At 43.3% G+C, this 26439-nt stretch carries 18 protein-coding genes and 1 pseudogene; 6 read left to right on the top strand and 13 right to left on the bottom strand.

Annotated elements, in window-relative coordinates:
- Both R7D93_RS09185 and R7D93_RS09180 read right to left on the bottom strand, forming a co-directional pair.
- Nucleotides 1–1485: pseudogene (locus tag R7D93_RS09185) on the bottom strand (RTX toxin); the annotation flags it as partial.
- A 152-nt stretch (nt 1486–1637) separates the two neighbouring features.
- The gene (locus tag R7D93_RS09180) at nt 1638–3074 is read right to left on the bottom strand and encodes an arylsulfatase (protein WP_225495603.1); all 1437 of its coding nucleotides are present in this window, start codon (nt 3072–3074) and stop codon (nt 1638–1640) included.
- Nucleotides 3075–3321: 247 nt separating this feature from the next.
- Here R7D93_RS09180 and R7D93_RS09175 point away from each other — a divergent pair, with 247 nt between their 5' ends.
- On the top strand, nt 3322–4839 hold the full coding sequence (locus R7D93_RS09175) for an arylsulfatase (protein WP_005377761.1): 1518 nt from the start codon (nt 3322–3324) through the stop codon (nt 4837–4839).
- Between the two features lie 107 nt (nt 4840–4946).
- Here R7D93_RS09175 and R7D93_RS09170 read toward each other — a convergent pair whose 3' ends face one another.
- The 3 genes from R7D93_RS09170 to R7D93_RS09160 form a co-directional block, all read right to left on the bottom strand.
- The gene (locus R7D93_RS09170; RefSeq protein WP_005385672.1) at nt 4947–5945 is read right to left on the bottom strand and encodes an HAD family hydrolase; all 999 of its coding nucleotides are present in this window, start codon (nt 5943–5945) and stop codon (nt 4947–4949) included.
- 162 nt (nt 5946–6107) lie between these two features.
- Nucleotides 6108–7205, bottom strand: coding sequence for a hypothetical protein (locus R7D93_RS09165; protein ID WP_170897110.1), 1098 nt, complete (start codon nt 7203–7205; stop codon nt 6108–6110).
- Nucleotides 7206–7258: 53 nt separating this feature from the next.
- Nucleotides 7259–8584 carry an anaerobic sulfatase maturase gene (locus R7D93_RS09160; RefSeq protein ID WP_213885335.1) on the bottom strand — a complete coding sequence of 442 codons (1326 nt, stop codon included), beginning with the start codon at nt 8582–8584 and terminating at the stop codon, nt 7259–7261.
- Nucleotides 8585–8822: 238 nt separating this feature from the next.
- Between R7D93_RS09160 and R7D93_RS09155 the strand changes: the two genes are divergently transcribed.
- Entirely contained in the window at nt 8823–9551 is a 729-nt protein-coding gene (locus tag R7D93_RS09155) for a formylglycine-generating enzyme family protein (RefSeq protein WP_372034459.1), read from the top strand.
- 46 nt (nt 9552–9597) lie between these two features.
- Here the strand turns inward: R7D93_RS09155 and R7D93_RS09150 are convergent, their stop codons facing one another.
- A complete protein-coding gene (locus tag R7D93_RS09150) occupies nt 9598–11928 on the bottom strand; it encodes a tetratricopeptide repeat protein (RefSeq protein ID WP_047100659.1) in 2331 nt (776 codons plus the stop codon).
- Between the two features lie 388 nt (nt 11929–12316).
- Between R7D93_RS09150 and R7D93_RS09145 the strand changes: the two genes are divergently transcribed.
- Entirely contained in the window at nt 12317–13882 is a 1566-nt protein-coding gene (locus R7D93_RS09145) for an arylsulfatase (RefSeq protein ID WP_138939901.1), read from the top strand.
- Nucleotides 13883–14069: 187 nt separating this feature from the next.
- On the opposite strand, the gene R7D93_RS09140 is transcribed toward R7D93_RS09145, so the two are convergent.
- The 7 genes from R7D93_RS09140 to R7D93_RS09110 form a co-directional block, all read right to left on the bottom strand.
- Nucleotides 14070–15491 (bottom strand): aspartate kinase, encoded by a 1422-nt coding sequence (locus R7D93_RS09140; RefSeq protein WP_225495601.1) that lies wholly within the window; start codon nt 15489–15491, stop codon nt 14070–14072.
- A gap of 86 nt (nt 15492–15577) precedes the next feature.
- Complete coding sequence (locus tag R7D93_RS09135) at nt 15578–15964, bottom strand: ectoine synthase (RefSeq protein WP_005377769.1); 387 nt, start codon at nt 15962–15964, stop codon at nt 15578–15580.
- Nucleotides 15965–15978: 14 nt separating this feature from the next.
- Nucleotides 15979–17244 (bottom strand): diaminobutyrate--2-oxoglutarate transaminase, encoded by a 1266-nt coding sequence (gene ectB / locus R7D93_RS09130; RefSeq protein WP_017820939.1) that lies wholly within the window; start codon nt 17242–17244, stop codon nt 15979–15981.
- 34 nt (nt 17245–17278) lie between these two features.
- Nucleotides 17279–17812, bottom strand: coding sequence for a diaminobutyrate acetyltransferase (gene ectA / locus R7D93_RS09125; protein ID WP_047100663.1), 534 nt, complete (start codon nt 17810–17812; stop codon nt 17279–17281).
- Nucleotides 17813–18126: 314 nt separating this feature from the next.
- Complete coding sequence (locus tag R7D93_RS09120; RefSeq protein WP_005377772.1) at nt 18127–19785, bottom strand: BCCT family transporter; 1659 nt, start codon at nt 19783–19785, stop codon at nt 18127–18129.
- Between the two features lie 192 nt (nt 19786–19977).
- Nucleotides 19978–20724: a 3'-5' exonuclease gene (locus tag R7D93_RS09115; RefSeq protein ID WP_196363362.1), complete on the bottom strand. Its 747-nt coding sequence runs from the start codon at nt 20722–20724 to the stop codon at nt 19978–19980.
- Nucleotides 20724–22604, bottom strand: a complete 1881-nt coding sequence (locus R7D93_RS09110) for a DUF294 nucleotidyltransferase-like domain-containing protein (protein WP_005377775.1) — start codon at nt 22602–22604, stop codon at nt 20724–20726. The genes R7D93_RS09115 and R7D93_RS09110 overlap by 1 nt, the downstream gene beginning before the upstream one ends.
- Before the next feature lie 437 nt (nt 22605–23041).
- Between R7D93_RS09110 and proV the strand changes: the two genes are divergently transcribed.
- From proV to proX, 3 genes are read left to right on the top strand one after another with little or no spacing between them, the layout of a single operon-like run.
- The gene (proV, locus tag R7D93_RS09105) at nt 23042–24229 is read left to right on the top strand and encodes a glycine betaine/L-proline ABC transporter ATP-binding protein ProV (protein WP_017633996.1); all 1188 of its coding nucleotides are present in this window, start codon (nt 23042–23044) and stop codon (nt 24227–24229) included.
- 4 nt (nt 24230–24233) lie between these two features.
- A complete protein-coding gene (gene proW, locus R7D93_RS09100; protein ID WP_047100665.1) occupies nt 24234–25319 on the top strand; it encodes a glycine betaine/L-proline ABC transporter permease ProW in 1086 nt (361 codons plus the stop codon).
- Nucleotides 25312–26319, top strand: coding sequence for a glycine betaine/L-proline ABC transporter substrate-binding protein ProX (gene proX / locus R7D93_RS09095; protein WP_054865582.1), 1008 nt, complete (start codon nt 25312–25314; stop codon nt 26317–26319). The genes proW and proX overlap by 8 nt, the downstream gene beginning before the upstream one ends.
- The last annotated feature ends 120 nt before the right edge of the window (nt 26320–26439 follow it).

Here is a 26439-nt window from a genome sequence, read left to right as displayed (position 1 = left end):
GCCAGTAAAATTCAGCGTGCTGTCTCCGTCACTTACCCGAATCGTCACCGCCAGACCTTGCTCTACACCACTGGTTGCTCCTCTCATTTCCGTGACTATACCCTCACGGAAATCATCAATGGCAAGACCACCGCTAATATAAAAATCCGTATCGATATCAATGGTGGGAGCAGTGGCATCTATGGTCGTAGCCTCATCCATCGCTTTCGCTTGGTTGCCCGCCACATCATTCACGGAGGCTGATACGGTTAACGCCCCATCGGCTAACGTGGATAAGTTCGCCCCTTCGACTTGCCACATACCATCAACGACAACGGCATTGAACGAGAGCATCGCCCCCAAGCTGTCTTGAACCGTGACAGAAACCGTCTGACCATTTTCAACATCACTGACTTGCCCTGACAAAGTGACAGATTGGCGCTCTTCAATGTTTAAATAGCCGTCTCCGCCATCGTCAACGTCCACCGTCACACTTGCGAGCGTATCTTTGATGATGGTGTTTTCACTGGTTGCAGGGTTGCCCGCTATATCTATACTCTCAGCAACAACGGTCAGCGTACCTTCAGACAATCCAGAAAGGTCAACGTCGTCCAGAGACCAACTTCCACCAGTCACCACTGTTTCTAAGTTTATGACCGCTCCTAACGAGTCGGTTACCGTAACTTGGATACGCTGGCCATCTTCAATGTTTTCAATCGTCCCTTCGAGGCGAGTAGTCGCGATTTCGTACTGATTTAAATACTCATCCCCTCCACCATCAAAATTGACGTTCACCGTTGCAAGCGTATCTTTAATGGTCGTATCGACGGCGTTCAGGTTATTGCCATAAATGTCAGAAACCACAGAAGTCACCGTAAGCGGCCCTTCGGCAAGAGAAGACAGATCAACGCCTGATAGGGTATAAGACTCGTTCTCTACGGTCGTTGTAACAGTAATAGAATTATTGAGGCTATCGGTAATGGTGATAGTAACAAGCCACTCATCGCTTATCTTGAGTGCGTCACCTTGAATCGTGACACTAGGAACTTCAAACTGGTTTTCGTATCCATCACCGCCATCAAGAATATCCACCGTTAATATAGCATCGGGATTCAACCGCTCAGGAGCCTGAGTCTCAGAAGTTGGGTTCTCTCTTTCTTGCACTGCTGGCCTAGTAACATAGCCATTAGAAACGAGTTGCTCAGGTAAAACAGCGCGAATATAGGCAACAAAACTTAACCCACCAGAAGACTCACTAAAATCTCGAACGCTCTGATTAAAAGTGGATTCAATACCGTTTTGAGATGCAATTAAAAGATCATTCGAACTCGATTCATCCTCACTTGTTGTATCTTCATTAAATGCAATATCGAGAATGTCAGTATTAAGAACAACCACCTCTACTTCTGGAACTAATTGTTCGTTGGGCAACATTTGGATCCAAGAACCGTCACTTAAAACCGCCCAAAGAACATTACCGATTTGAATGTAGAGTATTGGCTGCATAATTCGCCCCATATGAAACAACGAACTTTAAGTATGGTCGACGAATATGACTGTTCAAATGAAACTAGAAAAAACATGGCCCTAAATGGCTCTAATGAGATATTGAACCAAAAACATACCTCATGTATGCGAGAAAGAGCCATTGGGGTAAACTACTTCTGGCGTAACCCATCCACTGGAAATTGATTGAAATTCCCCTTGCTACAATCGGGCTCATATCCAAATGGAGCAGGGAAAGGAATCGTATCGCAGCTTGTTGAAACGGAAGATTCAAACTTTACTCTCTTTCCTATCATGATAGGAAATAACCATGTGGCATTATTTCTTAAATCAAACTCCTCTTTAGGGTCATCAATCAAATTGTATATTTCAGGGATCTGTAATGGGCGCCCTTTCTCCGGCATGATATCTTGATCAATAAAGTGCATCTTGTAATTTTCCCACTTATAAGCGTAGGTTTCAGATCCATTGTTAACGATAAAACCATCTCGATTAGACTTTTCACTATCTCCCTTTAAAAAGGCCCACTGATCAATACTATCTATTGTTCTATCGCTTGGTAATTTGTATCCACCGACATGAGAAAGTGAGGCAAATAGATCCACAACATGGATAATTTCATCACTCACTCTGCCCGGTTTGATGTGGTTAGGCCAAGAGGCAATAAATGGTGTTCGGAGAGAGCCTTCAAGAGCCGTAAAGTATGCACCACGCCATGGCCCGCTAGAGCCTTGGTATGGCATATGCCACTCTGGACCGTTGTCAGAAAACCAAATCACTAGTGTATTGTCTTTAATTCCTGCTTTTTCTATTGCACCAATAACTTGCCCAGCTCGAAAATCTATCTCAGCTAACACATCTGAGTAATTTCCTTTACCTGTTTTACCAATAAAATCAGGATGAGGTAGCGTCGGTAAATGTGGTTGAGTAAAAGTAATTACAGAGAAAAATGGCTTATTCTCTTTCACATTTCGATTTATAAAATTTGTGGCATGTTCAACTAGCTCACTATCAATCGTTCTACGTGAGTCCAAATTATATTCTTTGACCCCTTTAGGATCCTGCCCTGCTCTAGCTGAAAGGATTTGAGGTTTAGGTAATATAGCTTTATAACCGGGTTGAGAGCTATATTCTGACTCATCCGTCGTATTTGCAATGCCATACCATTCATCAAAGCCTTGATCCGTTGGAAAGCGCCTTTTTTGGTCTCCCAAATGCCATTTCCCGTAAAGGCTCGTGTTATATCCTTGTTCCTTAAACTTCTCTGCAATGGTTATCTCCCAGTTCACCATACCGTAAGGCACTCCCCAAACAACCTTATCTGTCCCAGATCTAAGCGCTCGCCTCCCCGTCATGAATGAGGAGCGAGTTGGCGTGCATTGCGGTTCCACATTAAAATTAGTAAGGCGTACACCTTCTCTAGCAAGTTGATCTAAGTTTTTAGTTTCAACACCTCTGGTACTCCCATAGGAACTTAGTTCCCCCCACCCAAGGTTATCAACCAACATTACCACGACATTTGGTGTCTCTTCCGCAACCACTTCTAACGGGATACATAGAAACAGGATAGTTGCTAGTTTATTTTTCATAGTGTCGCCTTTCATTGAAATTCAATCCTGTAAGTGCGTCTTATCACACTTAAAACACACTAAAGTCTAGTCCATGTTAGTTAACATTTTTGAAAAACAGGGATTACTTGGAAGCAACAAAAAACCTCTACTATATTCAACTGACTACATTGTCTCATTTGGTGTCATCTCACTCGACTTCGCCATGATGAACACAATTAGTAACGTTATATAACGATAATGGATTCATTTATCGCGGAGGATTTTCATGCGAAACTCGATTAAAAAGGTAATGGCATTGGTCGGTACATTAGCTGCGTCCACAGCCTTTGCTGCCGATAAGCCCAACATCCTTGTGTTCTGGGGTGACGATGTAGGTGTATACAACATTAGTGCGTATCACAATGGTATGATGGGAGGGAAGACTCCTAACATTGATAAAATCGCCAATGAAGGTGCCATTTTCACAGACGCTTACGCACAACAGAGTTGTACTGCCGGACGAGCCTCATTTATTCTGGGTCAACATCCGTTTCGTACCGGTCTATTGACTATTGGTATGCCCGGCGCAAAAGAGGGTATTCAATCGAAAGATCCTACTATCGCAGAGTTACTTAAAAATCACGGCTATGTGTCTGGTCAGTTTGGTAAAAACCACCTTGGTGATCAAGATGAGCACCTACCAACTAACCATGGGTTTGATGAGTTCTTTGGTAACCTATACCATTTAAACGCGGAAGAAGAGCCTGAGTCTGAGTTTTATCCAAAAGATCCAGAGTTTCGTAAAAAATTCGGACCTCGAGGCGTGTTGAAGGCGACTGCGGATGGCAAAATCGAGGACACAGGTCCCCTTACTCGTAAGCGTATGGAAAACGTAGACCGAGAGTTCATGGATGCTAGCTTGGCCTTTATGGAAAAAGCAGTAAAAGAAGACAAACCATTCTTTATTTGGCATAACTCAACCCGTATGCACGTCTGGACACATTTGAGTGAAGAATATCAAGGGAAGTCAGGTTACGGCTTATACGCCGATGGCATGATGGACCTAGATGATCAAGTAGGTGTGATGCTTGATAAACTTGAAGAGCTAGGCGTAGCAGATAACACCATTGTTGTTTTTAGTACCGATAATGGCGCTGAGAAATTTACCTGGCCAGATGGTGGTACTACACCGTTCAAGGGCGAAAAAGGTACGACTTGGGAAGGCGGATTCCGCGTTCCGATGATGGTACGCTGGCCTGGAAACATTAAACCAGGAACGGTTATCAACGATATCTTTTCACAAGAAGACTGGATGCCAACTCTACTCGCAGCTGTGGGCGAACCAGATGTGAAAGAAAAACTATTGAAGGGTCATAAAGCAGCGGGCAAAACCTTTAAAGCACATTTAGATGGCTACAACCAACTTGATCTGCTGACTGGTAAAGCTGATGAAGGCGCACGCAAAGAAATCTTTTACTTCGATGCTGGTGGTAATTTAAACGCCGTTCGTTATAAAGACTGGAAGATCCACTTCAGTATTATGGAGGGTGCCATTAATGAGGCATACCGCAAAACACCTAGTTGGCCTTTGATTGTAAACCTTCGTATGGATCCATTTGAGGTCGGTCCAGATGCAGCACTTTACGTCAGACATTTTTACGCTGATCAAATGTGGATGTTCGTTCCTGCTCAAGCTATCGTGCGTAAGTTCCTAGAGACATTTAAGGAGTTCCCTGCAACGAAAGGTAGCTCGTTAAGTATTGAAAAAGTGGTAGAAACAATGACACAGCAACCTAGAAACTAGACCCTAGGTATCGAAGCTACTGTGGAATTAACTAAGGCCTCAATTGTGAGGCCTTTTATTTCGTTGCAATTGTTTGGTTGCAGCAATTTATGATCAAACAAAGATTATCATTTAGTGCTCTCTTTAAACACTTGATTCCAATCTTGTTTCATATCGACAAATAGCCAACCTTGCTCTTCACCTACTTTAAACGATTTATCTAACTTACCAACATGAGAATCTTTATCATACGCCCATTCGCGCTTGTCATCCGTGTGATGGATAATCGCAGAAAATCTTGGACCTGAACCTGCTTTCGTCCACTCTAACATCTGTAAATCACCATCAGAATTACCAAACGCCATTACCGGACGTTTGCCAATGAAGTTTTGGATCGTCACAGGCTTTACTGCTTTGTCATTGACAAAGTCTATTTCCGGCATGCGTTGGATGGTAGGTTTTCCATCAACACTTTGATATTCCGCCTTTAACGTCGTTCCCACGATGTTTTGCGTTGGAATGCCGTATACTTCCGGCGCCCAAACGCGCATAAATTCAATTCCGCCTCCAGAAACGATGTAGGTCTGATAGTCGTTAGCTCTTAAATAGTCGAGCAGTTCGAGCATAGGTTGATAGACCATTTCAGTGTATGGTCTACCCGTTGTTGGATGGACAGCCGTTTTCAACCATTCCTTAACTTCTTGATGAAACTGTTCAGTAGACATTCCAGAATGGGTTGCCATAACAAGCTTCATTACACCTTCGAGTCCTTGTTTACCAATCCCCTCCATGTCACCTTTTAATGCGGAAGCAAAGGGTTCGGTTGTCTTCCAATCAGGATGCTCAGAGGCCATTTCTTTTACTCTATCGATCGCAAAAAACAACTGTAGATAAACAGGCTTTTCTGCCCAAAGTGTTCCATCATTATCAAACGTCGCGATTCGTTGGCTTTCAGGAACATAGGAATCCGAACCTTGGGTCGTTGTTTTCGTAACAAACGCCATAATAGCTTGCTTAGCGTCAGTGTTGTTCCATGACGGAAGTGGATCTTGCATATCAGCAGCAACAGCGTAACTAGACAGAGCAAAACCTGTTGCTAAGACAATCGTCTTTAACTTTATAGCCATCTTAATTCCTTATATTGAGGTGCTAGGTGCGAATCCAATCAAAAGTATAGTTCAATTGAAACAGGCGCATATTGAACTGACATATCCAACGGCCACCAAAGAGTGACACCGTCACTAAATTGGTTCACTATTTTATTGAAATAGGAACATGGAATTTACCGATTAGAGTTTAAGTTCATTGGCTTCAACTGATGTAGAGGCACTTTTACGTCCCTTTTTCTGGTTGAGCTCTTCAATAACATAGTCGGGAGCGACCTTCGTTAGCTCTGTTAAACAGTCATCCGTTTTAGGGTTGCCGTATCTGACATAGATGTCACACACGGCATACAATTGTTCTGGAGCACCGGATATCAAATACGCTTGCTCAAAAGCGTTGACAGACTTCTTCAAGTCTAACTCTTCTTGCAGAACACCATTTAAATACCAAAAGTAACTGTTCGTCTTTGCCATCGTCGCAGCTTTGTCTATTTCAAACGCCGCTTCTTTCTTTTTGTCTAATCTAACCAAAGCGAGAGATTTAGAATAATGCAGCGAGGCATCTTCTGAATTTAGCTTGATACCCTCGTCAAGCACGTTGATAGCTTTTTGGTCTAGCTGTTGCGCTCGGAAGTTGTCTGCATAGCTTAACCAAACTTGAGGGTTGTTTGGCTCAAGCTTAGTTAACTCTGGGTATATCAGCGCCGCTTTATCCCAATCACGATGCCAACGGTAAACGTCTGCAAGTAATAACTTGGAAACATTATCGTTCTTACTGGACAAGTGTACTGTCAGCTCTGAAACAGGCCCTTCAAGTGACTGCTGTTGCTCTGAACTCAAATTGGCGTAATCTCGAACGAGGTTAATCGCTGCTGTAATTCGCACCATGGCGGCGTCATCACTCAATAATGGTGAAATCAAACGCCAACGGTGCTCAATCATATATGGTTGTGCTCCCACGATCGCAGCTTCGCGAATACCTGCATCTTCATCCTGCAACCCACGCGCAACTGCAACCAATGCATTTTGGCTTGGATAGTTGGCTAACTCACGTAAAGCATCAATACGTTTTTCTGAAGACAACTTTTTATTTTGCGCATCATAAGACAGCTTTTCGACTCGTTGCGCCGGTGTCATTTGAGCTTCTTGTGGAGTGACAACCGTTGTCGGCGATACTTGATCTGGGTCTAGCAATGTTGTTTCTTGTGCCACCACGGCTTGACTCGTAGCAATGCCGATCGAGATCACGAGTAATGATTTAGAGAGCAGCTTAATTTTTTGCATTCAATAACCTATATTCTTTCATTTCCGGGCCTGTAGCAGGCGTAGTGACTATCTTAAAACTTCATTTCAAACACAGTCTGTGTTTGAGTAGCTTGCTGGCGTAGAATCTGGTCACTGTATTTACCGTGAACCACTGGGTTACCTGTCGCTCGTAAGATGTACGCCATCGACTGATCAACATGGGTAAAAAACTTCTTCCAACCCGCGCAGAGATAATTAAGACCAGGCTCACCTTGCCTAGTACGGATAAAACGGTTTTTGGGACATTCTCCAAAACATGCAAATTGATAATCACATTGAAGGCACTGTTGGGGCAGCGTACGACTTTTAGCAAACCCAAATTTCTGCTGCTCAGAGCTATAAGCGAGCGTATCGAGCTTTTCGTGATGAATGTTTCCAACCTTATATTCTGGGTACACGTAATGATCACACGCAAACACATCACCATTAGGCTCCATTGCTAAGCCTTTCCCGCAGATTTCACCTAACGTACACAGTGGGTTTTTTCTGCCCATCCAGGTTTCGATACTGGCTTCAAAGTACTGAACAAACACGTTGCCGATATCGTGTAAAACCCATTCATTGAAAATCGCGATCAGAAAATTTCCCCATGCTTCATCCGCAACGCAAAAAGGCTCAACAACGGCATCTTTATGACCTGGGATCAACCGTTTATCTCCTTGCTTTAGTTGCTCGTTTGGCTCCCAAGTTTGAGGGGCGGTTGTTCTGAATGTTTTCTGCTCAACTATTGGAATAAACTGCATTTGAGGGGAGCGTACTTCATCTCGCAAGAATCGGTACACTTCAAGTGGGTTACGGCTGGTCAAGTTGTTAACACAAGTGAGCGTAGCAAACTTTACTTCGTGCTTATGTAATAGTTCAACCGCATTCATAACTTGCCGGAATGTGCCTCTACCAGCTCGGTTTGTTCGATAAGCGTTGTGCATCATTTCTGGACCATCAATGCTTAAACCGACGAGAAAGTTGTTCGCCTTTAAAAACTCACACCATTCATCGTTAAGCAGTGTGCCATTAGTCTGGAGATCATTGGAGATCGTAATGCCATCGGGACGGTATTTATTCTGTAGCTCAACAATTGTCTTGAAATAATCCAAACCTAGCATTGTCGGCTCACCACCCTGCCAAGAGAAAATGATTTCAGGTGTATTCTGTCCCGCTATATATTGACGGATATAGGTCTCTAGCGTTTCCTCATCCATGACTGGTGAGCAGCCTGGCTTGTACTCAAGTAAATCTTGTTTGCTTAGGTAATAACAATAGGTGCAATCGATATTGCACACTGCACCGATAGGTTTCGCCATGACATGTAATCGCTTGGATGCTTTTCCATTGAACTGCGGACCTTGAGTTATGTGCATTCATCACCTTCTTAGTTGCTAGCCTGTGCCCAACGGCGTTAAGACTAATTATTAAGTTAATCGCCTAGTGTGATGATAATGTTCAATTATTCGTGGCGCTTGTTATAGTGTGTATAACTGTTTTTCATAGACTTGCCTGATAAAATTCTTTGATCATAAATGTTGATGGAGCTCCCCTATGAAGCATTCCAAAAGTAATACTCTTTACCTTGGTGCCGCTATTTCGATTTCGCTAATTATGACTGGATGTGCAACAACACAACCTAGCCCTCTTGCTCAAAAAATCGATCAAGATATGGTTCTTATTGAAGGCGGACAATTTACGATGGGCTCGGATAATCCATCAGCAAATAAATCCGAGCGCCCGGCCCGCACCGTTCGCGTGGAAGATTTCTATTTGGCAAAATTTGAGGTAACCCAAGAGTTATTCGAATCGGTTACAGGCTCTTCTCTGAGTTATTTTAGAAACCCAAATACGCCCGTGAATAACATTAGCTGGCAACAAGCCAATTATTTTATAAAGAAATTGAATGAAAAAACGGGAGAGCACTATCGTTTACCCACAGAAGCAGAATGGGAGTTTGCAGCGAAAGGGGGGAATCTAAGTCAAGGATTCACTTACGCGGGGTCTGATGATATTAACGACGTTGCCTGGTATGCCAGTAACTCAAACAATAAGGCACACAAGGTAGGTCAGAAAAAACCGAATGAGCTTGGCTTATACGATATGACGGGTAATGTTGGTGAGTTTGTTATTGATGCGTTTGATGAAGGCTATTACAAATCAGCACCAAGTGATAATCCGGTAAACGCAAAAGATGAAAAAGAAAGCCTTGCACACAAGTCTGTACGAGGTGGTAGCTTTGCCTATGATGCTGACGAATCCGAAAACTATCGTCGCGATTTTGCTAGCCAGTCAGTCATCATGTCCGACATGGGGCTGAGATTAGCGAAAGACGCTGATTAAACTAAGCAAGAAAAAAGTGGAGCGATAAAAGCTCCACTTTTGGTAATTAGCTCCTATTGACCCCGACAATAGAGGCTTTAAGCTGATCAATAGCTTGTTTAGGTGCATAGTGACTAAGCTCTTGTATGCACCTATCGAAAGCAAAAGCGACAGCACCTTTTTTATGATTTCTCGCTAGAACCTCGCATTGAGCATACAAGTGCTGTGGATTGCCACCGACTTCAAATGCTGTTTGCAACGCTTTACTGGCTTCTAGAACATCGCTTTTTTCTAGGGCTAGACCGTACACGTACCAATAATGAGCATTAGTTTCACCAATTTCTGCGGCGCGTCTAAGTAGCTTTTTCGCATCATCAGCTTTGCCTTGACGCAACAAAGAAAGACCTGCGCTGTATGGTAACGTGCTGGATTTAGGTTGAGCTTTCATCCCTTGTTGTAGCACCGTGAGCGCAGCTTCTTCTTTACCTAGGTGACGATACAAATCTGCTAAGTTAACGTAGCTATTTTCGAAATAGGGTTCGATGCTGATCGCTTGTTTATACAGCTCGGCCGCTTTGTCGATTTCACCTAAGCTGCGGTACACATTCGCCAAATTGGTTCTTCCGAAACCACGATCGGCATTAAACTCTTGAATTTCCATGTACTCTTCTAAAGGTGATTTAATGATATCTTTTTGTAAAGGGGTCATTTGTGCGTAGTTCGCTACCAGCACCGAGGCAGCTTCCGCTCTCACTGAAAGCACCGGGTCACCAAGCAATGGCTCTAGAATCCGCCACCGATCATGAAATTCATAACCAGACGAGCCTGAAATTGCCCCTAATCGAACCATTTCATTCTCATTCTTAACGGCCCTAGCCAAAGATACTGTTGTATTTTGGTCAGTGTTGCCCCCCATTCTCTCCAGGGCTGAGGCGCGAATAATGTCTTTTAAAGACGAATCCTGAGCAGAGTATGCCAACGCATTTGCTGCTCCTTGATGACCAATTGAATCCGCATAAAATGCGACAGCAAAATGTTGCTGATTACGATACTTCGAATTCGGGTACCATTCTGCTATCTGTTCATCGGCCCATTGATTGCTTTTATCTTCATGGCATGACATGCAAACATTGGGCGTTCCAATATGTTTGCTCAAATCCGGTCGTGGAATATGCCAACTGTGGTCTCTACGAGGATCGACTTGCATGTAAGTCGTTTCTGGCATGTGACAGGTCGTACATTGCGATGCTTCAGATCCAGCCTTATGAAAGGTATGCTTTTCAGGTGTATATTCAGATGCAATATGGCATTGCGAACATACTGCCTCTTCTGGGATCGTTAATTCTGCCGTGTGTGGATCATGGCAATTAGTGCACGTGACCCCCTTCTCCGCCATTTCAGATTGAAGAAACGAACCATAAACATAATCTTCGTCGTAAATCTGTCCATCATGATAGTAGAGTTCAGGTGTTATAAGACTTAAGCGATATTTATCAAAAAAGGAACCTTTAACATGATCACCTGTTTCATTTAACTGGGTTCGGCGACTATGGCATTGAGCGCATGTTTGCACTTGATTGGTTGCTTCAATTGATTTCGGCTGTAACGTACTATGGCCTTCCTCAAACACCCAGTCCGACACTGCTTTAGACAAGTTTCGATCAAAGCCATAATGGCTGTCATGCTCAAAAGAAGTGCCAGCATTTTTGTATTTCTTGGCCAGTTCTATGTGCTGACTAGCGGGACCATGGCATGCTTCGCATCCCACATTAATCTCTGACCATGAGCTGTTGTAAGTGTTTTTGTCAGCGTCGTAATTCTTCTTTAGGTTCGTTGAATGGCAATCAGCACACATGAAGTTCCAATTTTGCCCGGTATTGGTCCAATAGAATTCATCCGTTGTTGTCGTTTCTGGATAAAGATGAAACCAACGCTGTCCCCCTTCAACTTTAGCTCTTGTGTCCCAAGCAAAAGGAATAAGCTGCACGCGGCCATCTTCAAACTCGACCATGTACTGCTGTAATGGTTCCCAGCCAAATGTATAGCTGATCTTATAGTCATGCCATTGCCCGTCAGAGCCTTGAATGTTGACCCAATATTCGCCGCCTTTTTTAAAAAAACGATTAGGCATTCCTTTGTGTGTTACAACATGGTTATCAAAATTACCACGCACAGAGGTTGTACTTGCATGCTTCATGGCCATATCGTGATGTGACCCTTTCCAGGCCTCCACCTCGTTTTGGTGGCAATCTATACAAGCTTGTGTGCCAGCATATTCTGGATTTAAGCCTAAAGGAATATTTGGTTTCTCTGTTAATAACTCTTGAGAAAAAGCCATAAAACTGACAACAACGTTGACCAGCAATAAAATGCGAAACCGGCCTGCCCACTGACTCATAGATATCCTTATATTTATAATGTACAACCTAAATCAATATAGACACTAAATCACTGGTTATACAAATAATTACAAGCAATACATAACGACTTTAGTATTGCTTTAGGACCGTAAAACAAGCGAGCATCCTATTGCTTTTCATTTCCATCCCCTCTTCTACTACGCAATAAAAATAAGGCTCTTAAGTGATCTAAATCTACTTTACGAATCTCAACAAACTAATAGAACAATCCTATTTCTTCTTAATTAACAAATGGTTACAACCTAGCAATAACTTATGGTTATATCGAGTATAAGAGGATTTTTCTATATACATCATTAACTTATGCAGCAACTAAGCATAAGGCTCACTTGTGCTTATCTTTACTCTCAACAATCTGGAGTTTTTATGGCAAATCAATTGAGCAAAATCGCTGTGGGCGCAGGACTGTTAGCGGCGTCCAGTGCTGCTATGGCAGCCGACAAACCGAATATTCTGGCAATTTTTGGTGACGATATCGGCTACTGGAATATCAGCGCATACAACCAAGGTATGATGAGTTACAAAACGCCAAACATCGACCGTATCGCGAATGAAGGTGCGTTGTTCACAGATCACTACGGACAACAGTCTTGTACTGCTGGTCGCGCGGCCTTTATTACGGGTGAAGAGCCATTTCGTACGGGTTTGTTAACAATTGGTATGCCAGGCTCTGACCACGGCATACCTGATTGGGCGCCAACCATTGCAGATCTGTTAAAAGAACAAGGTTACATGACGGGTCAATTTGGTAAAAACCACTTAGGTGACCAAGATAAGCACTTACCGACCAAACACGGCTTTGACGAATTCTTCGGTAACTTATATCACCTAAACGCAGAAGAAGAACCTGAAACTTATTACTACCCTAAAGACCCAGAGTTTCGTAAAAACTATGGCCCTCGTGGTGTCATTAAGTCTTATGCCGACGGTAAGATTGAAGACACTGGCCCGATGACACGAAAACGTATGGAGCACGCAGATGAAGAGTTCCTAGAGAGCTCTTTGGCATTTATGGAAAAAGCAGTTAAGGCGGATAAACCCTTCTTTATTTGGCATAACGCCACTCGTATGCACGTTTGGACTCGCTTGCAGGAAAAATACCAAGGTAAATCAGGCGTAAGCATTTATGCCGATGGTATGCTGGAACACGATGATCATGTAGGTGTTTTACTCGACAAGCTGGATGAGCTAGGTGTTGCAGACAACACTATCGTTATCTACTCAACGGACAACGGCGCAGAAACCATGACTTGGCCAGATGGTGGCGCAACACCATTCCATGGTGAAAAAGGTACAACTTGGGAAGGCGGTATGCGTGTTCCTCAACTGGTTCGTTGGCCAGGCGTAATTAAGCCAGGAACCAAGATCAATGAAATGATGGCACACCAAGACTGGTTGCCTACATTATTGGCAGCTGCTGGCGTACCTGATGTAAAAGAAAAACTGGCAGAAGGCTACAAAGCAAATGGCAAAGAGTGGCGTGTACATTTAGATGGTTATAACTTCATGCCATACTTTGAAGGTAAGGAAGAAAAAGGCCCTCGTGAGTCGCTGCTTTACTTTACGTCTAATGGTGAATTAAACGCTGTCCGCTGGAATGACTGGAAACTTCACTTTGCAACGCTTGAAGGGAACCTAAGTAACGCAGTTCGTTTTGCTCCGAACTGGCCTAAAATCATCCACCTACGCGCTGACCCATTCGAAAAAGGCCCAAGCGAATCACAAATGTACTTGCGTTGGATGGCTGACAACATGTGGCTATTTGTACCTGTACAAGACGTTGTGGGGGAGTTCTTTAAAACACTTCCAGAATACCCAATGCAACGTGGCACAGCGATGAACCCTGCTTCACTAAACTACAACTCTCTAAAAATGCAAGAGAAGCTGCAACAACTAGACAAAGTTGAACAAGAAATCAGCAAGTTTAAGTAAACTAAGTTAACGTAAGTTAATCAGTAACATAAGCCAGCAGACCATTCTGCTGGCTTATGTGTATCGCCACATAGGAACTTACTTCAATCGCCTGTTTAGCCTATACAAAGTGGGCATTGTGAGTACAAACTGAAAAACAAAAAAGGAGAGCTAACCTGCTCTCCTTTGTATTTTAACCGTGGATAAACTAAGCCACATTAACCGATTTAGCTAAACTGCTACTTTGGAAAAACTCATCATGCAATGCGCAAATCGCGTGCTGGTATTCCTTATCACCGACAACAAATTGAACATTTACATTTCTCAACGATGAGTGCAGTGCAACTGGCGTAACGCCATTATTCATCAATGCAAGTACACCTTTTGCCAACGTCTTGTTGGTATCAATTTGAGAACCAATGGCTGAGATAAGCGCGACCATACGGCCTTTAATCGAGGCATTCGGATAACGTTTCTCGGCTTTATACAATACTTTGTTTAAGCTATCAGAACTGCCACCTAGATAGTAAGTAATAGAGTTAGCGTTCATCTCTTTACCAACCAAACTTACACGAGCATCTGAGATGATTTCCATCAATTCGTAACTAACGTTATCGGCTTTTCCCACCATTGCTTGGTCAAACAAATGCAGTGCAAATACTTTTTCTTTACCTGCGATGATCTCGACTTTGTCTTCTTCTGGGCGGTAGCTTGAAGAGATCAAAGTACCTTCGTGTTCAGGTTCGAATGTATTTTTAATCTGTAGCTCAATACCACTTTCACGTAAACCCGCAGCGGCATTGGGGTGAATCGCTTCCATGCCAAGGTTGGCAAGTTGGTCTGCTACGTCATAGTTTGTACTACCAATTGGTAATACTTTTTCAGGGCCAACAACGCGTGGATCTGCTGAGCTCAAGTGGTACTCTTTGTGAATTACTGCTAAATCCGCTTTTGTTATTGCTGCAATTCGGCTAAATGTCATCTCACTATAACCTCGGTCATAAGTGTGCATTAGGCCCTCTTTACAGTAAGCATAACCTGTCACGATTGGCAGTTCTTTTGATACATCGATATCAGCAAACGCGTCACTGATCGACTCATCAAGGCTTCTTGGCGCTTGATTATCCCAACCAGACAGGTCAACGAACTTAGCGTTAATACCCATATTTTTTAGTTTTAGTGCTGTGTTGTAAGCACTATGTGCCTCACCGATAGACGAGAGAAACTCTCGAATTTGAGGCAAGTACTGGCGCAACGAAAATTGACCGTACTGACAGGTTTCTAAAATATTCGCGATACAGTTTTTCGCTTCAGCAATGCGGGAGCGAATGAATTTATCCGCACGGATACGATTCATTGGGTCAGCAAAAATATTTTCATTGGTCAGCAGCATACGGCTTTCAACGTACGCTAACGCTTCTTCCCATTTGTCGTCACGTTTCGCGATAAGCTGATAAACGCCTGGTTTATTGGTTTTTTTACACTCGAGCAGCGCATCGGTCATACCACCGTATGCAGATACGACAAAAATACGATTGTATGGTGTTTTGGGACGAAGAATAATATTGTCGAGAACAGCATCAAATGCTGTCATTGATGTACCGCCGATTTTTTCTACGGTAAATGTCATGATAAGCCTTTTTTGATTGGTAACTTTAAAAAGAAAAAAGAAGAGATAGTAAAGTGTGGGGTGGCAAAGCACCCCACCATCATCTTTTAGTCAACGAGAGGATAAACACCGTTTTCATCGTGCACTTCAGCGCCGGTAATCGGTGGGTTGAACACACACGCCATTACCATTTCTTTATTCTTATAAGCTCTCAAGTAGTGCTCATCGTGTTTGTCAAGGATGTATAATGTACCTGGTTTGATTGGGTACGTTTCTCCACCTACAACTTCAATCTCACCTTCACCACTCATACAAAACACCGATTCAAGGTGGTTTTGATAGTGAATATGAGTTTCTGTATCTTCATAAATCGTTGTGATGTGGAAAGAGAAACCCATGTTGTCGTCTTTCAACAACATGCGGACACTTTCCCAGTTATCTGAAACAACACGTCGTTCGCTGTTGCGGCATTCATCTAGAGTTCTGACGATCATAATTAAAATCCTTATTAAGATGCTTGTTTGAAATGTTTCGCAGCGATAGTCTCTACTGCATTTTCAAAGATGCTTAGTCCTTGATCTAGCTCTGATTCGCTAATGGTTAGTGGGCAGAAGAACTTCACAACTTCATCGTCTGGACCCGCTGTCTCTATCACCATTCCATTCTCGAAACAGTTTTTCGCAATTTCAGATGCCATGTCACCATTGATACATTCAATACCAACCATCATGCCGCGGCCTTTTTTCTGCACAAACATTTGTGGAAAGCGACGAACACAACGGTCAATAACAGCACTTACCTTGTCTGAACACTGCTTGATGTGTGTTTCAAAATCATCGTTTGCCCAGTAAATTTCTAGTGCTTTTGCAGCAGTAATAAAGGCGTGATTATTGCCACGGAACGTACCGTTATGCTCGCCTGGCTTCCACTGGTCAAGCTCAGGCTTAAGTAATACGACAGCCATCGGCAAACCGTAACCACCGATCGACTTCGATAGCGTCACGATATCCGGTTGGATACCAGACGGCTCGAAACTAAAGAAAGTACCGGTACGTCCACAACCTGCTTGAATGTCATCGACAATCACAAGAATGTCATTGGCTTTACAGATTTTGCTCAAACGTTGTAACCACTCGTTTGAAGCAGCATTTAAACCACCTTCACCCTGCACAGTTTCAAGAAGTACAGCGGCTGGTTTATCCATACCTGCAGAGTTATCATTTAGCATGGTTTCGAACAGCGCGAGACCATCTACGCCAGCGTAACCTTCAAATGGAATACGAGTGACGTTACTTAGACTAGAACCATTACCTTGTCTGTGATGCTGGTTACCCGTTGCAGCCAGTGCGCCAGCAGTACAACCATGGAAGCCGTTAGTAAACGCAACGACGCTGTCGCGGCCTTTTACTTTTTTAGCCAGCTTCAATGCCGCCTCAACAGCGTTAGTACCTGTTGGGCCCGTAAACTGAACCTTGTAATCCAAGTTTCTTGGTTTAAGGATGTAAGTATCCAACGCTTCCAGAAACGATGCTTTCGCTTCTGAGTGCATATCCAAACCGTGAGTAATACCGTCCATTTCAATGTACTCAAGCAACGCTTGTTTTAGTACTGGATTGTTATGGCCGTAATTTAGAGATCCCGCTCCAGCAAGGAAGTCTAAGTATCGTTCACCTTGTTCTGTTTCTAGCCAGCAGCCTTTCGCTTTACGAAAAACGACCGGGAAATTGTTTGAATATGAGCGTACGTTGGATTCCTGCTTTTTGAAAATATCCATGATGAGACCGTTTTTAATTCCTATTGTTTGAGGATTATTTGAGAGGAATGCGATACAAATATTCTGTATCGTGTTTGCCTTTAAAGTGGGCTTCTTCATCCAAAAATGTGCTTACTTGGCCAGAATTGCCGTTAATCGCATCTAACTTTTTGAACAGTGCCCAAGAGGCTTTATTATCTTCCGTGATGGTAGTTTCTACCGATTTAACACCGCCTAATTCCTCTCGGGTGAGAAGTTCTTTCAACATGCGGAATGCTAAACCATGACCTCTAAAGCGAGGTGAGACTGCAACTTGCCAGACAAATAAAACGTCTTGCTCGTCTGGTTTCTGATAACCGGAAATGAAACCTGCGATTTCGCCTTTTTGCTCAACCAAAATACTGGTTTTGCTGAAATGCGTAGACTGTAGGAAATTGCAATAAGATGAGTTCATGTCCAATGGAGGACAGTCTGCAATCAAGCTGTAAATGTCGTCACCATCAGAGATTTTAGGCTCACGAAAAATCCATTTTTTACTTGAGTCTTCTCCAATCTCTGGATAAAGGACCCAAGGTGCTGATGTGATCATGTGAAAATACATATCCTTTGAGGTCTAATTAAATTTCCTTTTTATTATGGGCATCCCTCGCGACTAAAAATCAAATAATCCGCCTTTTTATCGGTATTTTTGTGATATAGATCACAAAAATAAACCTATTAACCAAAAGTTAAAATAGTTCGAGGTCTAATTTATTAAATAGTCACCTAAATGCACAGTACAAAAAACAACCAGAATAAGACCATTTTCCATGCTGTTCATTTCTCAGAGAAAAATAGAAATCCAAAAAAAAGCGGCATGCTTTCGCATACCGCTTTTATCAATAATTTAACTGCTGATACTAGTTATTTTGATTTCTTAGAAACCGCCTTTGGACGAGGTTCATCCATCAAACCTTTTATCAAAGATACCGTTGCAACAAGCAAAACAATAGTAAATGGTAAACCAGTCGTCACCGCCATTGCTTGAGCAGCAGCTAGACCACCACCCAACATCAATGCAATCGCAACCAAACCTTCAAACGTACACCAGAACACGCGTTGTGGCGTTGGTGCATCGACCTTACCGCCCGCAGCAATAGTATCAATAACCAGTGATCCTGAGTCAGAAGAGGTAATGAAGAACACCACGACTAAGATAATGCCGACAAAAGATGTTATCTCAGCCAATGGCATAACATCTAACATGGCAAAAAGTTTTAAAGGCAGTTCTGCGTTAAACACCGCCTCATAGCCATCATTAACGTATTGGCTAATTGCGTTACCGCCAAAAGCCGTCATCCATAACACACAAACTGAAGATGGGATAAGAATAACGCAAATAATAAACTCACGAACCGAACGACCGCGAGACACACGTGCGATGAACATACCCACAAATGGTGACCAAGAAATCCACCACGCCCAGTAAAACGCCGTCCAGCCTTGAGAGTAATTCACATCCTCTCGTCCAAATGGCATAGATAAGGCAGGGATATTAGCCACATAGGAAACGATGTTCTCGAAGAAACCAGTTAAAATCGCAATCGTCGGGCCAACAACAATAACAAATAGCAATAGCAGTGCTGCAAGACCCATATTGATTTCAGATAAGATCTTCACGCCCTTATCGAGTCCAGCCACAACAGAGATTAAAGCGAGCGCAGTAATACCAATAATCAATATAACCTGCGTCGTATTGGTCATTGGGACATCAAACAGGAAGTTCAAACCCGTTGCGGCTTGAGATGCACCGTAGCCTAGCGATGTTGCTAAACCAAAAACCGTCGCTACCACTGCAAGAATATCGATAATATGACCAGTCCAACCCCATACACGCTCACCAAACAAAGGGTAAAAAATTGAGCGCATGGTGAGTGGCAAACCTTTGTTAAATGAAAAGATAGCCAGCCCAAGAGCCAAGAGCGCGTATATTGACCACGGATGAAGTGCCCAGTGGTAAATCGTCGCAGCCATCCCTAATGCCGAAGCTGCAGTTGCATCGCCCTCTGCACCACCTAGCGGTGCCCAGTCAGTACGTACACCATTCTCAACGCTCACGCCACCAATCGCAGAACTAAAATGGGACATCGGTTCTGATACACCGAAGAACACGAGACCAATGCCCATACCTGCAGCAAATAGCATTGCCAACCATCCGGCATAGGAGTAATCCGGTGTTGCTTCAGTACCACCGATTCGCACACGGCCCAATGGTGTGAAGATCAATCCGACACAGACAATGACAAAAATATTACCTGAAGCGAGAAAAAACCAGTCTAAATTGTGCAACAAACCCGCTCGTAGGTCTGCAAAAAACGGCTCTACCTGTTCTCGGAATAATAGTGTTATCACAACAAACATGACGATTGCTAAGCCAGAAATTGCAAAAACACGGTTGTGAATATCAAGGCCAAATGGGCCTACCTTTAGCGCAACGTTATCCTGACCAATTTGATAGTCAGTATCTATTGCGTTTACTTTTCCATCGGGGCGTTGAATGCCACCGTTATTATCGGTGCTCACGGATAATCTCCTTAAAAATACGTGACCAAGTTTAAATTACTTTCGTCGGAGTTCGAGTAATGAAACGTCTTCATCACTACCAAGCACATGTTCATAAAACATTGTTCTTATAAGCGGTTACTCAATCCGCCATCATAATCTTAAAGCCCCCTATCTCTCATTGCATTTTATTGTTTTCACCATAAATAACGCCTATTGCCAAACCGAAGATATTGGCATGTTTCGATTAAAGTGATACTGCAGTTGTGCTTGAAACAGCTCCGCAGTTGCTAACGCATCCGTCAGGGCATGGTGAGGTTGATAAGCAGGGAGGCCATATCTTTCACGAGCGTGCCCTAATCGTACAGAACCGGGTTTCTTGCCTTTCAACTTATTGATAAAACCTCTGCATTCACGGCGTTGTATCGCATACTCAATATCTAACGTATCAACGACAGGAAACTGTATCCCCTCTCCGATGCTATTTAGCAAGGCGTTATTAAAGAACTGCCTTTCAATGTTCTTATAGTGAACAAGTACCACTTTGCCTGACAACGCATCCAATATTTCACCCAAGATCTGAGACAGCTGCGGCGCGTTTTTTACCTCTGAGTCAGTGATACCGTGAATAATGACAGACTCGTGGTTTAACTCTCTGTTTGGGTTAACGACCCAATGAGCAGAGCCATTACATTGAACACGATCAATAGTAAACGGCACAAGTCCGATCGTGAGAATAACATCCTCTTCCGAGTTCAATCCTGTTGTCTCAAAGTCTACCGAGACAAATGGCACTTGTTCAATTGGTGTTTCCCCATTAACCATCGGTGTCGAATAATAGCGTTTGAGCCTCTCGTCTTTCGCTTCTTTAGCGAGTTGTTTGAACAACATTGACCACTCTGGCGTCTGGGATGTATCCAACAACGGTTGTTCTTTTTCTACATTTTTTGAGAACCACATTATTTGCTACTTCTCTGGTATCGAAACTTAATGAAGTTCTGAGCGTTACTTAGAATTTGAAATGCTGCTTTTAAGTTTCGACGTTCAAATTCAGACATGTTCTCCGGCTCAATATTGTTGTCTGGCTCTTCTCCATTTTCTATATCAAGGGCTTGGTGACGAATTCGAACCATGTAGATTAGCTCCATCGCATCCCTTAAATCCAAACCTCGACCTTTCGGTAAAATGCCAGCATCATTAATGTCATCTAAACGGTCGAAAGAGTTTTGCGATCGGGAACCGATTGCCAGAGAATGCACCCGTATTAAATCGGCCAACGGAGCCGTCCCCCTTCGCTTCAAGTTAATCGAGTTGCGATGACGACCATCTTTCTCCATCACAAAGTCTTTGAAAAAGCCCAGTGGAGGCGTCCTACGTATTGCGTTATACGCCATACAAGCAAGAAAGCGGTTATTTCTTTTCGCTCGTCTCACAATAAAGCTGCTTAATTGCTCCGCCCATTTCACTCGCCCATGCACACCGAGGAGATCAAAAAAGATATTACTATTTAACAATCTCTCAGGGGTTGGATTGTCTATCCAGTTTCCAAAGCATTCTTCCCATTCTGCACGAGTTTTTCGCCATTCTGGGTTGGTAGCCATAATGTCTCCAGTACAATAAGCATAGCCGCATGCCGCTAAACCATCACAAACAAATTTAGCAAACTTTTCAAAGTACTCTCCGTGAATCTCAACGTCATAACTGTTATCGAGAATAAGCGCGTTATCTTGATCCGTTACAATTAGCTGCTCATCCCTCGCCATTGAACCCATTGCGACTAAACAATAAGGAATGGGCGCTGGGCCGAACTCTTGCTCAGCTAATTCAGCGAGGCGTTGTTTGAAACTACTGCCTATAACCGACATGGCTCGACCAATCATGTGCGCGTTGGCATCTTCATTGACCATTCTTACGAAACAGTCTTTTACTTGTTCAGAAACCTGCTTGAGATCCTCGACACTGGTTTGCTGAAAAATAGAGCTCACTAGCAATAGGCTGTTCTGAGATTCATAACGAACGATGTCCGTCATGCCAATAATTCCTATCGGCTTTTTATCTTTTAAAATTGGTAAATGATGCACGTTGTAACGCAACATGGTTAACATGGCCTCAAACACATAGGCGTTATAATCCAATGAAACCACGTCATAACTCATGACCTCACTCACTGGAATATTGGTATCAATACCCTGAGCTAGTACGCGAATGCAAAGATCGCGATCAGTCAATATTCCAAGCAGCTGTTCGTCATCTTCTTCTGTGAGCTCCTCTGTCGGGCGAATAATGAGCAGAGAGGTGACATTTTCCTCTGCCATTAGTATCGCAGCTTCCTGAATTGAAGCCGTTGCCTCCAGAGTTACTGGATCTCTTGCTAAGATTTTACGTGCCTTAGCGGTGGTAAAGTCATTGCTTTCGGAGCGGCTAGATATTGCGCTTCGCAAACGCGCGCTATCTTCCAGTTCCATGTAGTCCGCAAAGTTTTCAAACTCATCACAAAGTTCATTGAAGATGTTTTCCGGAATACAGTAAACGAGAGTGTCTTCTATCGCTTTGGCTGGCATCCGTACGCGGTTGTTCATCAACAACCCCATCTGACCAAACAGTCCACCAGCATCAATCCTGTTATAGAGTTCACCTTTACGTCGATAAATCTCTACCGCCCCACTTCTCACCATATACAAGTCGCGGATCGTATCTCCGAAGTTAAGGATTTTTGTTCCTTGCCGAAAGTATGCAACCTCGGCATTGAGAGCAATTTTTCTAAGCTGCTCTTCAGGTAGGTCATCAAAAGGTGGGTACTGGCTAATGAAATTGAGCACTTCTAACTGTTCGGCTTCCATTTTTTATTCCATACGTTGCCTAAACTACAGCGATAAATATCACCCTGAGTGAAATCAAGCAATAAATAAATCTAAGGATAACAGTACCTAACCGATTTCACAGGACCAAGCCTTAACCAAAAATTAGAGCTCTAACCTTTTTATATGTAGAGTTCTAAGCTATCACAGCTTATATCTATGCAAGCGAGTTGAGTTGAAATGTACAAAAAAATTCAAAATAAATTCAACCCTACGTCAGGGCAACGTTATGTCGAATAAAAACACATCTCAAGCAATTGTTTTAAATATAAAAAATAAGAATTGAACATACCTTGCTCAACGAATTCTCTATGCACGGCAGAACTAGTTAACCAACCCCCTTTCGTTGAAAGTTGAACTAAAATTAATTAGAGTACAAATCGTTAAACAGTTATAAACACACGAAAAGGACAGATAACATGGATCCCATACTGGAAGTTAAGGGACTGTATAAAGTGTTTGGAGAAGACCCAGAGAGAGCCTTCTCGCTTATCGACAAAGGCGTCGATAAAGACGGTATTTTTGAACAGACAGGTTTAACAGTCGGCGTAAACGATGTATCTCTCACCATAAATGAAGGGGAAATTTTCGTAATCATGGGCCTTTCTGGCTCCGGGAAATCCACCCTTGTTCGACTTCTTAACCGGCTCATTGAGCCGACTAAAGGCAGTGTTTATCTCAAAGGAAGAGATATCGCCCACATCTCCGAAAATGAACTTCGAGAAGTTCGTCGTAACAATATCTCAATGGTGTTTCAAAGTTTCGCACTCATGCCACACATGACGGTGATTGAAAATGCCGCCTTTGGTTTAGAACTTGCCGGCATCGACGTTAATGAGCGTCAGAAAAGTGCCCTTTCCGCCTTAGAAAGAGTGGGTTTAGACCCTTATGCAGAATCTTTCCCTGACGAATTATCCGGTGGTATGAAACAGCGCGTTGGTTTAGCGAGAGCGTTAGCTTGTGATCCAGACATCCTATTAATGGACGAGGCGTTTTCCGCTTTAGACCCATTGATCCGTTCTGAGATGCAAGATGAGCTTATTCGTCTACAGAACGATGACAAACGCACAATTGTCTTCATTTCTCATGATTTGGATGAAGCAATGCGCATTGGCGACCGTATCGCCATCATGCAAAACGGTGAGGTTGTTCAGGTTGGTACACCTGATGAAATATTACACAGTCCAGCAAATGATTATGTCGAAGCCTTTTTCCGCGGCGTAAACATCGCAAGTGTCTTGACAGCAAAAGATATCGCGCGCAAGAAGCCAGCGGCTGTTTTTAAGAAATCGGAAAATGACGGTCCAGGCTCTGCGATGCAGATTCTGATGGATCACGACCGTGATTACGGTATTGTCGTCGATAAATCTAGCCGATATTCCGGCATCGTATCTCTTGATTCACTACGTTTGGCTCATAAAGAAAACCGTTCGTTAGCCAGTGCTCAATTACCGGATGAAGTTACTCTTCAGCCTGATCAGTCAATTAATGACATTTTGGGTCTGGTTGCTGGTGTTCCTTATGCCGTGCCTGTCGTAGATGAGCAAGGAACTTACTTTGGTGTCGTGACTAAATCACGTCTTCTACAAACACTAGATAAGGATTAACACGATGTCTTCAGAGCAAACTAACAATGATCCCTGGTCAAATACTGCTCCTGCGCAAGATGATCCTTGGTCGCAAGGTACAGAGGCCGCGCCAAGTAATGATTGGCTCAACTCAGAAACTTTAGAGCAAGCACCATTCGATATTATGAACCCATTCCAAGATGCGGTTTTACCCCTCGATAGCTGGGTAGAGTCCGGTTTGAACTGGCTGGTGGAACATGGTCGACCTGTTTTCCAAGCAATACGAGTTCCAATCGACTTTATTCTAACGTCGTTTGAAACTGCTTTGGTGTCTACACCTGCGCCTATAATGGTACTCATTTTATTTTTGCTAGCGTGGCAGTTTTCCAATGTAAAACTTGGTTTTTCTACTCTTGTATCCCTTGTTTTCATCGGCCTAATTGGTGCGTGGTCACAAGCGATGACAACGCTAGCACTGGTGTTAACCGCCGTTTTCTTCTGTTTGCTTATAGGGCTACCAATGGGGATATGGTTGGCAAGGAGCCAAACCGCTGCCAAATTTGTTAGGCCAATATTAGATGCAATGCAAACGACTCCCGCGTTCGTTTACCTTGTGCCAATTGTTATGTTGTTTGGTATTGGTAACGTTCCTGGCGTAGTAGTAACGATCATTTTCGCCCTGCCTCCCGTTGTGCGCCTGACTATTTTGGGTATTCAGCAAGTACCTGAAGAGCTTATCGAAGCTGGCCACTCTTTCGGGGCAAACAAAAAACAGATGCTTTATCGCATCCAGTTACCGTTGGCGTTACCAACTATCATGGCAGGTGTAAACCAAACCTTAATGCTGTCACTTTCTATGGTAGTGATTGCTTCAATGATTGCTGTTGGCGGCTTAGGCCAAATGGTACTTCGTGGTATTGGCCGACTTGATATGGGTCTTGCTGCCGTTGGTGGCTTAGGCATCGTTATTCTTGCGATTTTGTTAGACCGTATCACCCAGGTGTTAGGGGTTAATGCGGGCAACACTAAACTTCGCTGGTATCACACAGGTCCTGTTTCATACCTATTAAAACTGAAAACAAAGACGAACCAAGACGATCTAAAACTTAGGAGAAACATCAATGAATAATTCATGGAAGAAAGCGCTCTCTGTTGGAGCTCTAAGTACTATCGCATTTTCAACTTATGGTGTGGCAAGTGAGCTACCGGGTGAAGGTGTCACTGTTCAGCCTGTTCAATCAACCGTTGCAGAAGAAACATTTCAAACGTTGATCGTAAACCGCGCACTTGAAGAGCTTGGTTACGATGTTAAACCGACCAAAGAAGTGGACTACAACGTAGGCTACACCTCTATTGCTAAAGGTGATGCTACTTTCTTAGCGGTTGGTTGGTTCCCTCTTCACGCCGATAAGTACACGATGTCTGGCGGTGATGATAAGTTCTTCCGTAAAGGCCAATACGTAAGTGGTGCTGCGCAAGGTTATTTGATCGATAAGAAAACCGCGGAAAAATATAACATCACGAACATTGGTCAGTTAAAAGATCCAAAATTGGCGAAGCTATTCGATGCAAACGGCGATGGCAAAGCGGACTTAACTGGTTGTAACCCAGGTTGGGGGTGTGAAATGGTTGTTGAGCATCAGTTGGATGCTTTCAAACTTCGTGACACAGTAACACACAACCAAGGTAACTACGCGGCGATTATCGCTGATACGATCTCACGTTACAAAAAAGGCGATCCGATTCTTTACTACACTTGGACACCGTACTGGGTAAGTGGCGTTTTAGTTCCAGGGAAAGATGTTGTGTGGTTAGAAGTGCCATTCTCTTCACTTCCTGGTGAGCGTAAGGACATTGATACGACACTAGAGAACGGTAAGAACTACGGCTTCGAGATGAACTCTATGCGCATCGTTGCCAATAAAGAGTTTACGGAAAAAAACCCTGCTGCTGCGAAGCTATTTGAAATCATCAAACTAAATATCAATGATGTTAGTGCTCAGAATATGATGATGAGCCAAGGTAAGAACAGCTCAGCGGACATCGAGTCTCATGTAAATGGTTGGATCAAAGCGAACCAGAAAAAGTTCGACGCATGGGTCGAAGAAGCGAAGAAAGCCGCAATGTAATCATGCCTTTATCAACCTCTAGAGCCAGTTGGTGTTATCAACTGGCTCTTTTTTTACACAAACGCCCCTCCCCCTTACATAGACATACCAACACTTACACTACTCGACCATAAACCCACA

Origin of the sequence: Vibrio sp. YT-15 (assembly GCF_033337445.1) — a bacterium.
In the GTDB taxonomy this organism is placed as follows: Bacteria; Pseudomonadota; Gammaproteobacteria; order Enterobacterales; family Vibrionaceae; genus Vibrio; species Vibrio alginolyticus.
The sequence above is the reverse complement of the archived record's forward strand: the minus strand, read 5'-3'. Positions and strand labels throughout refer to the sequence as shown.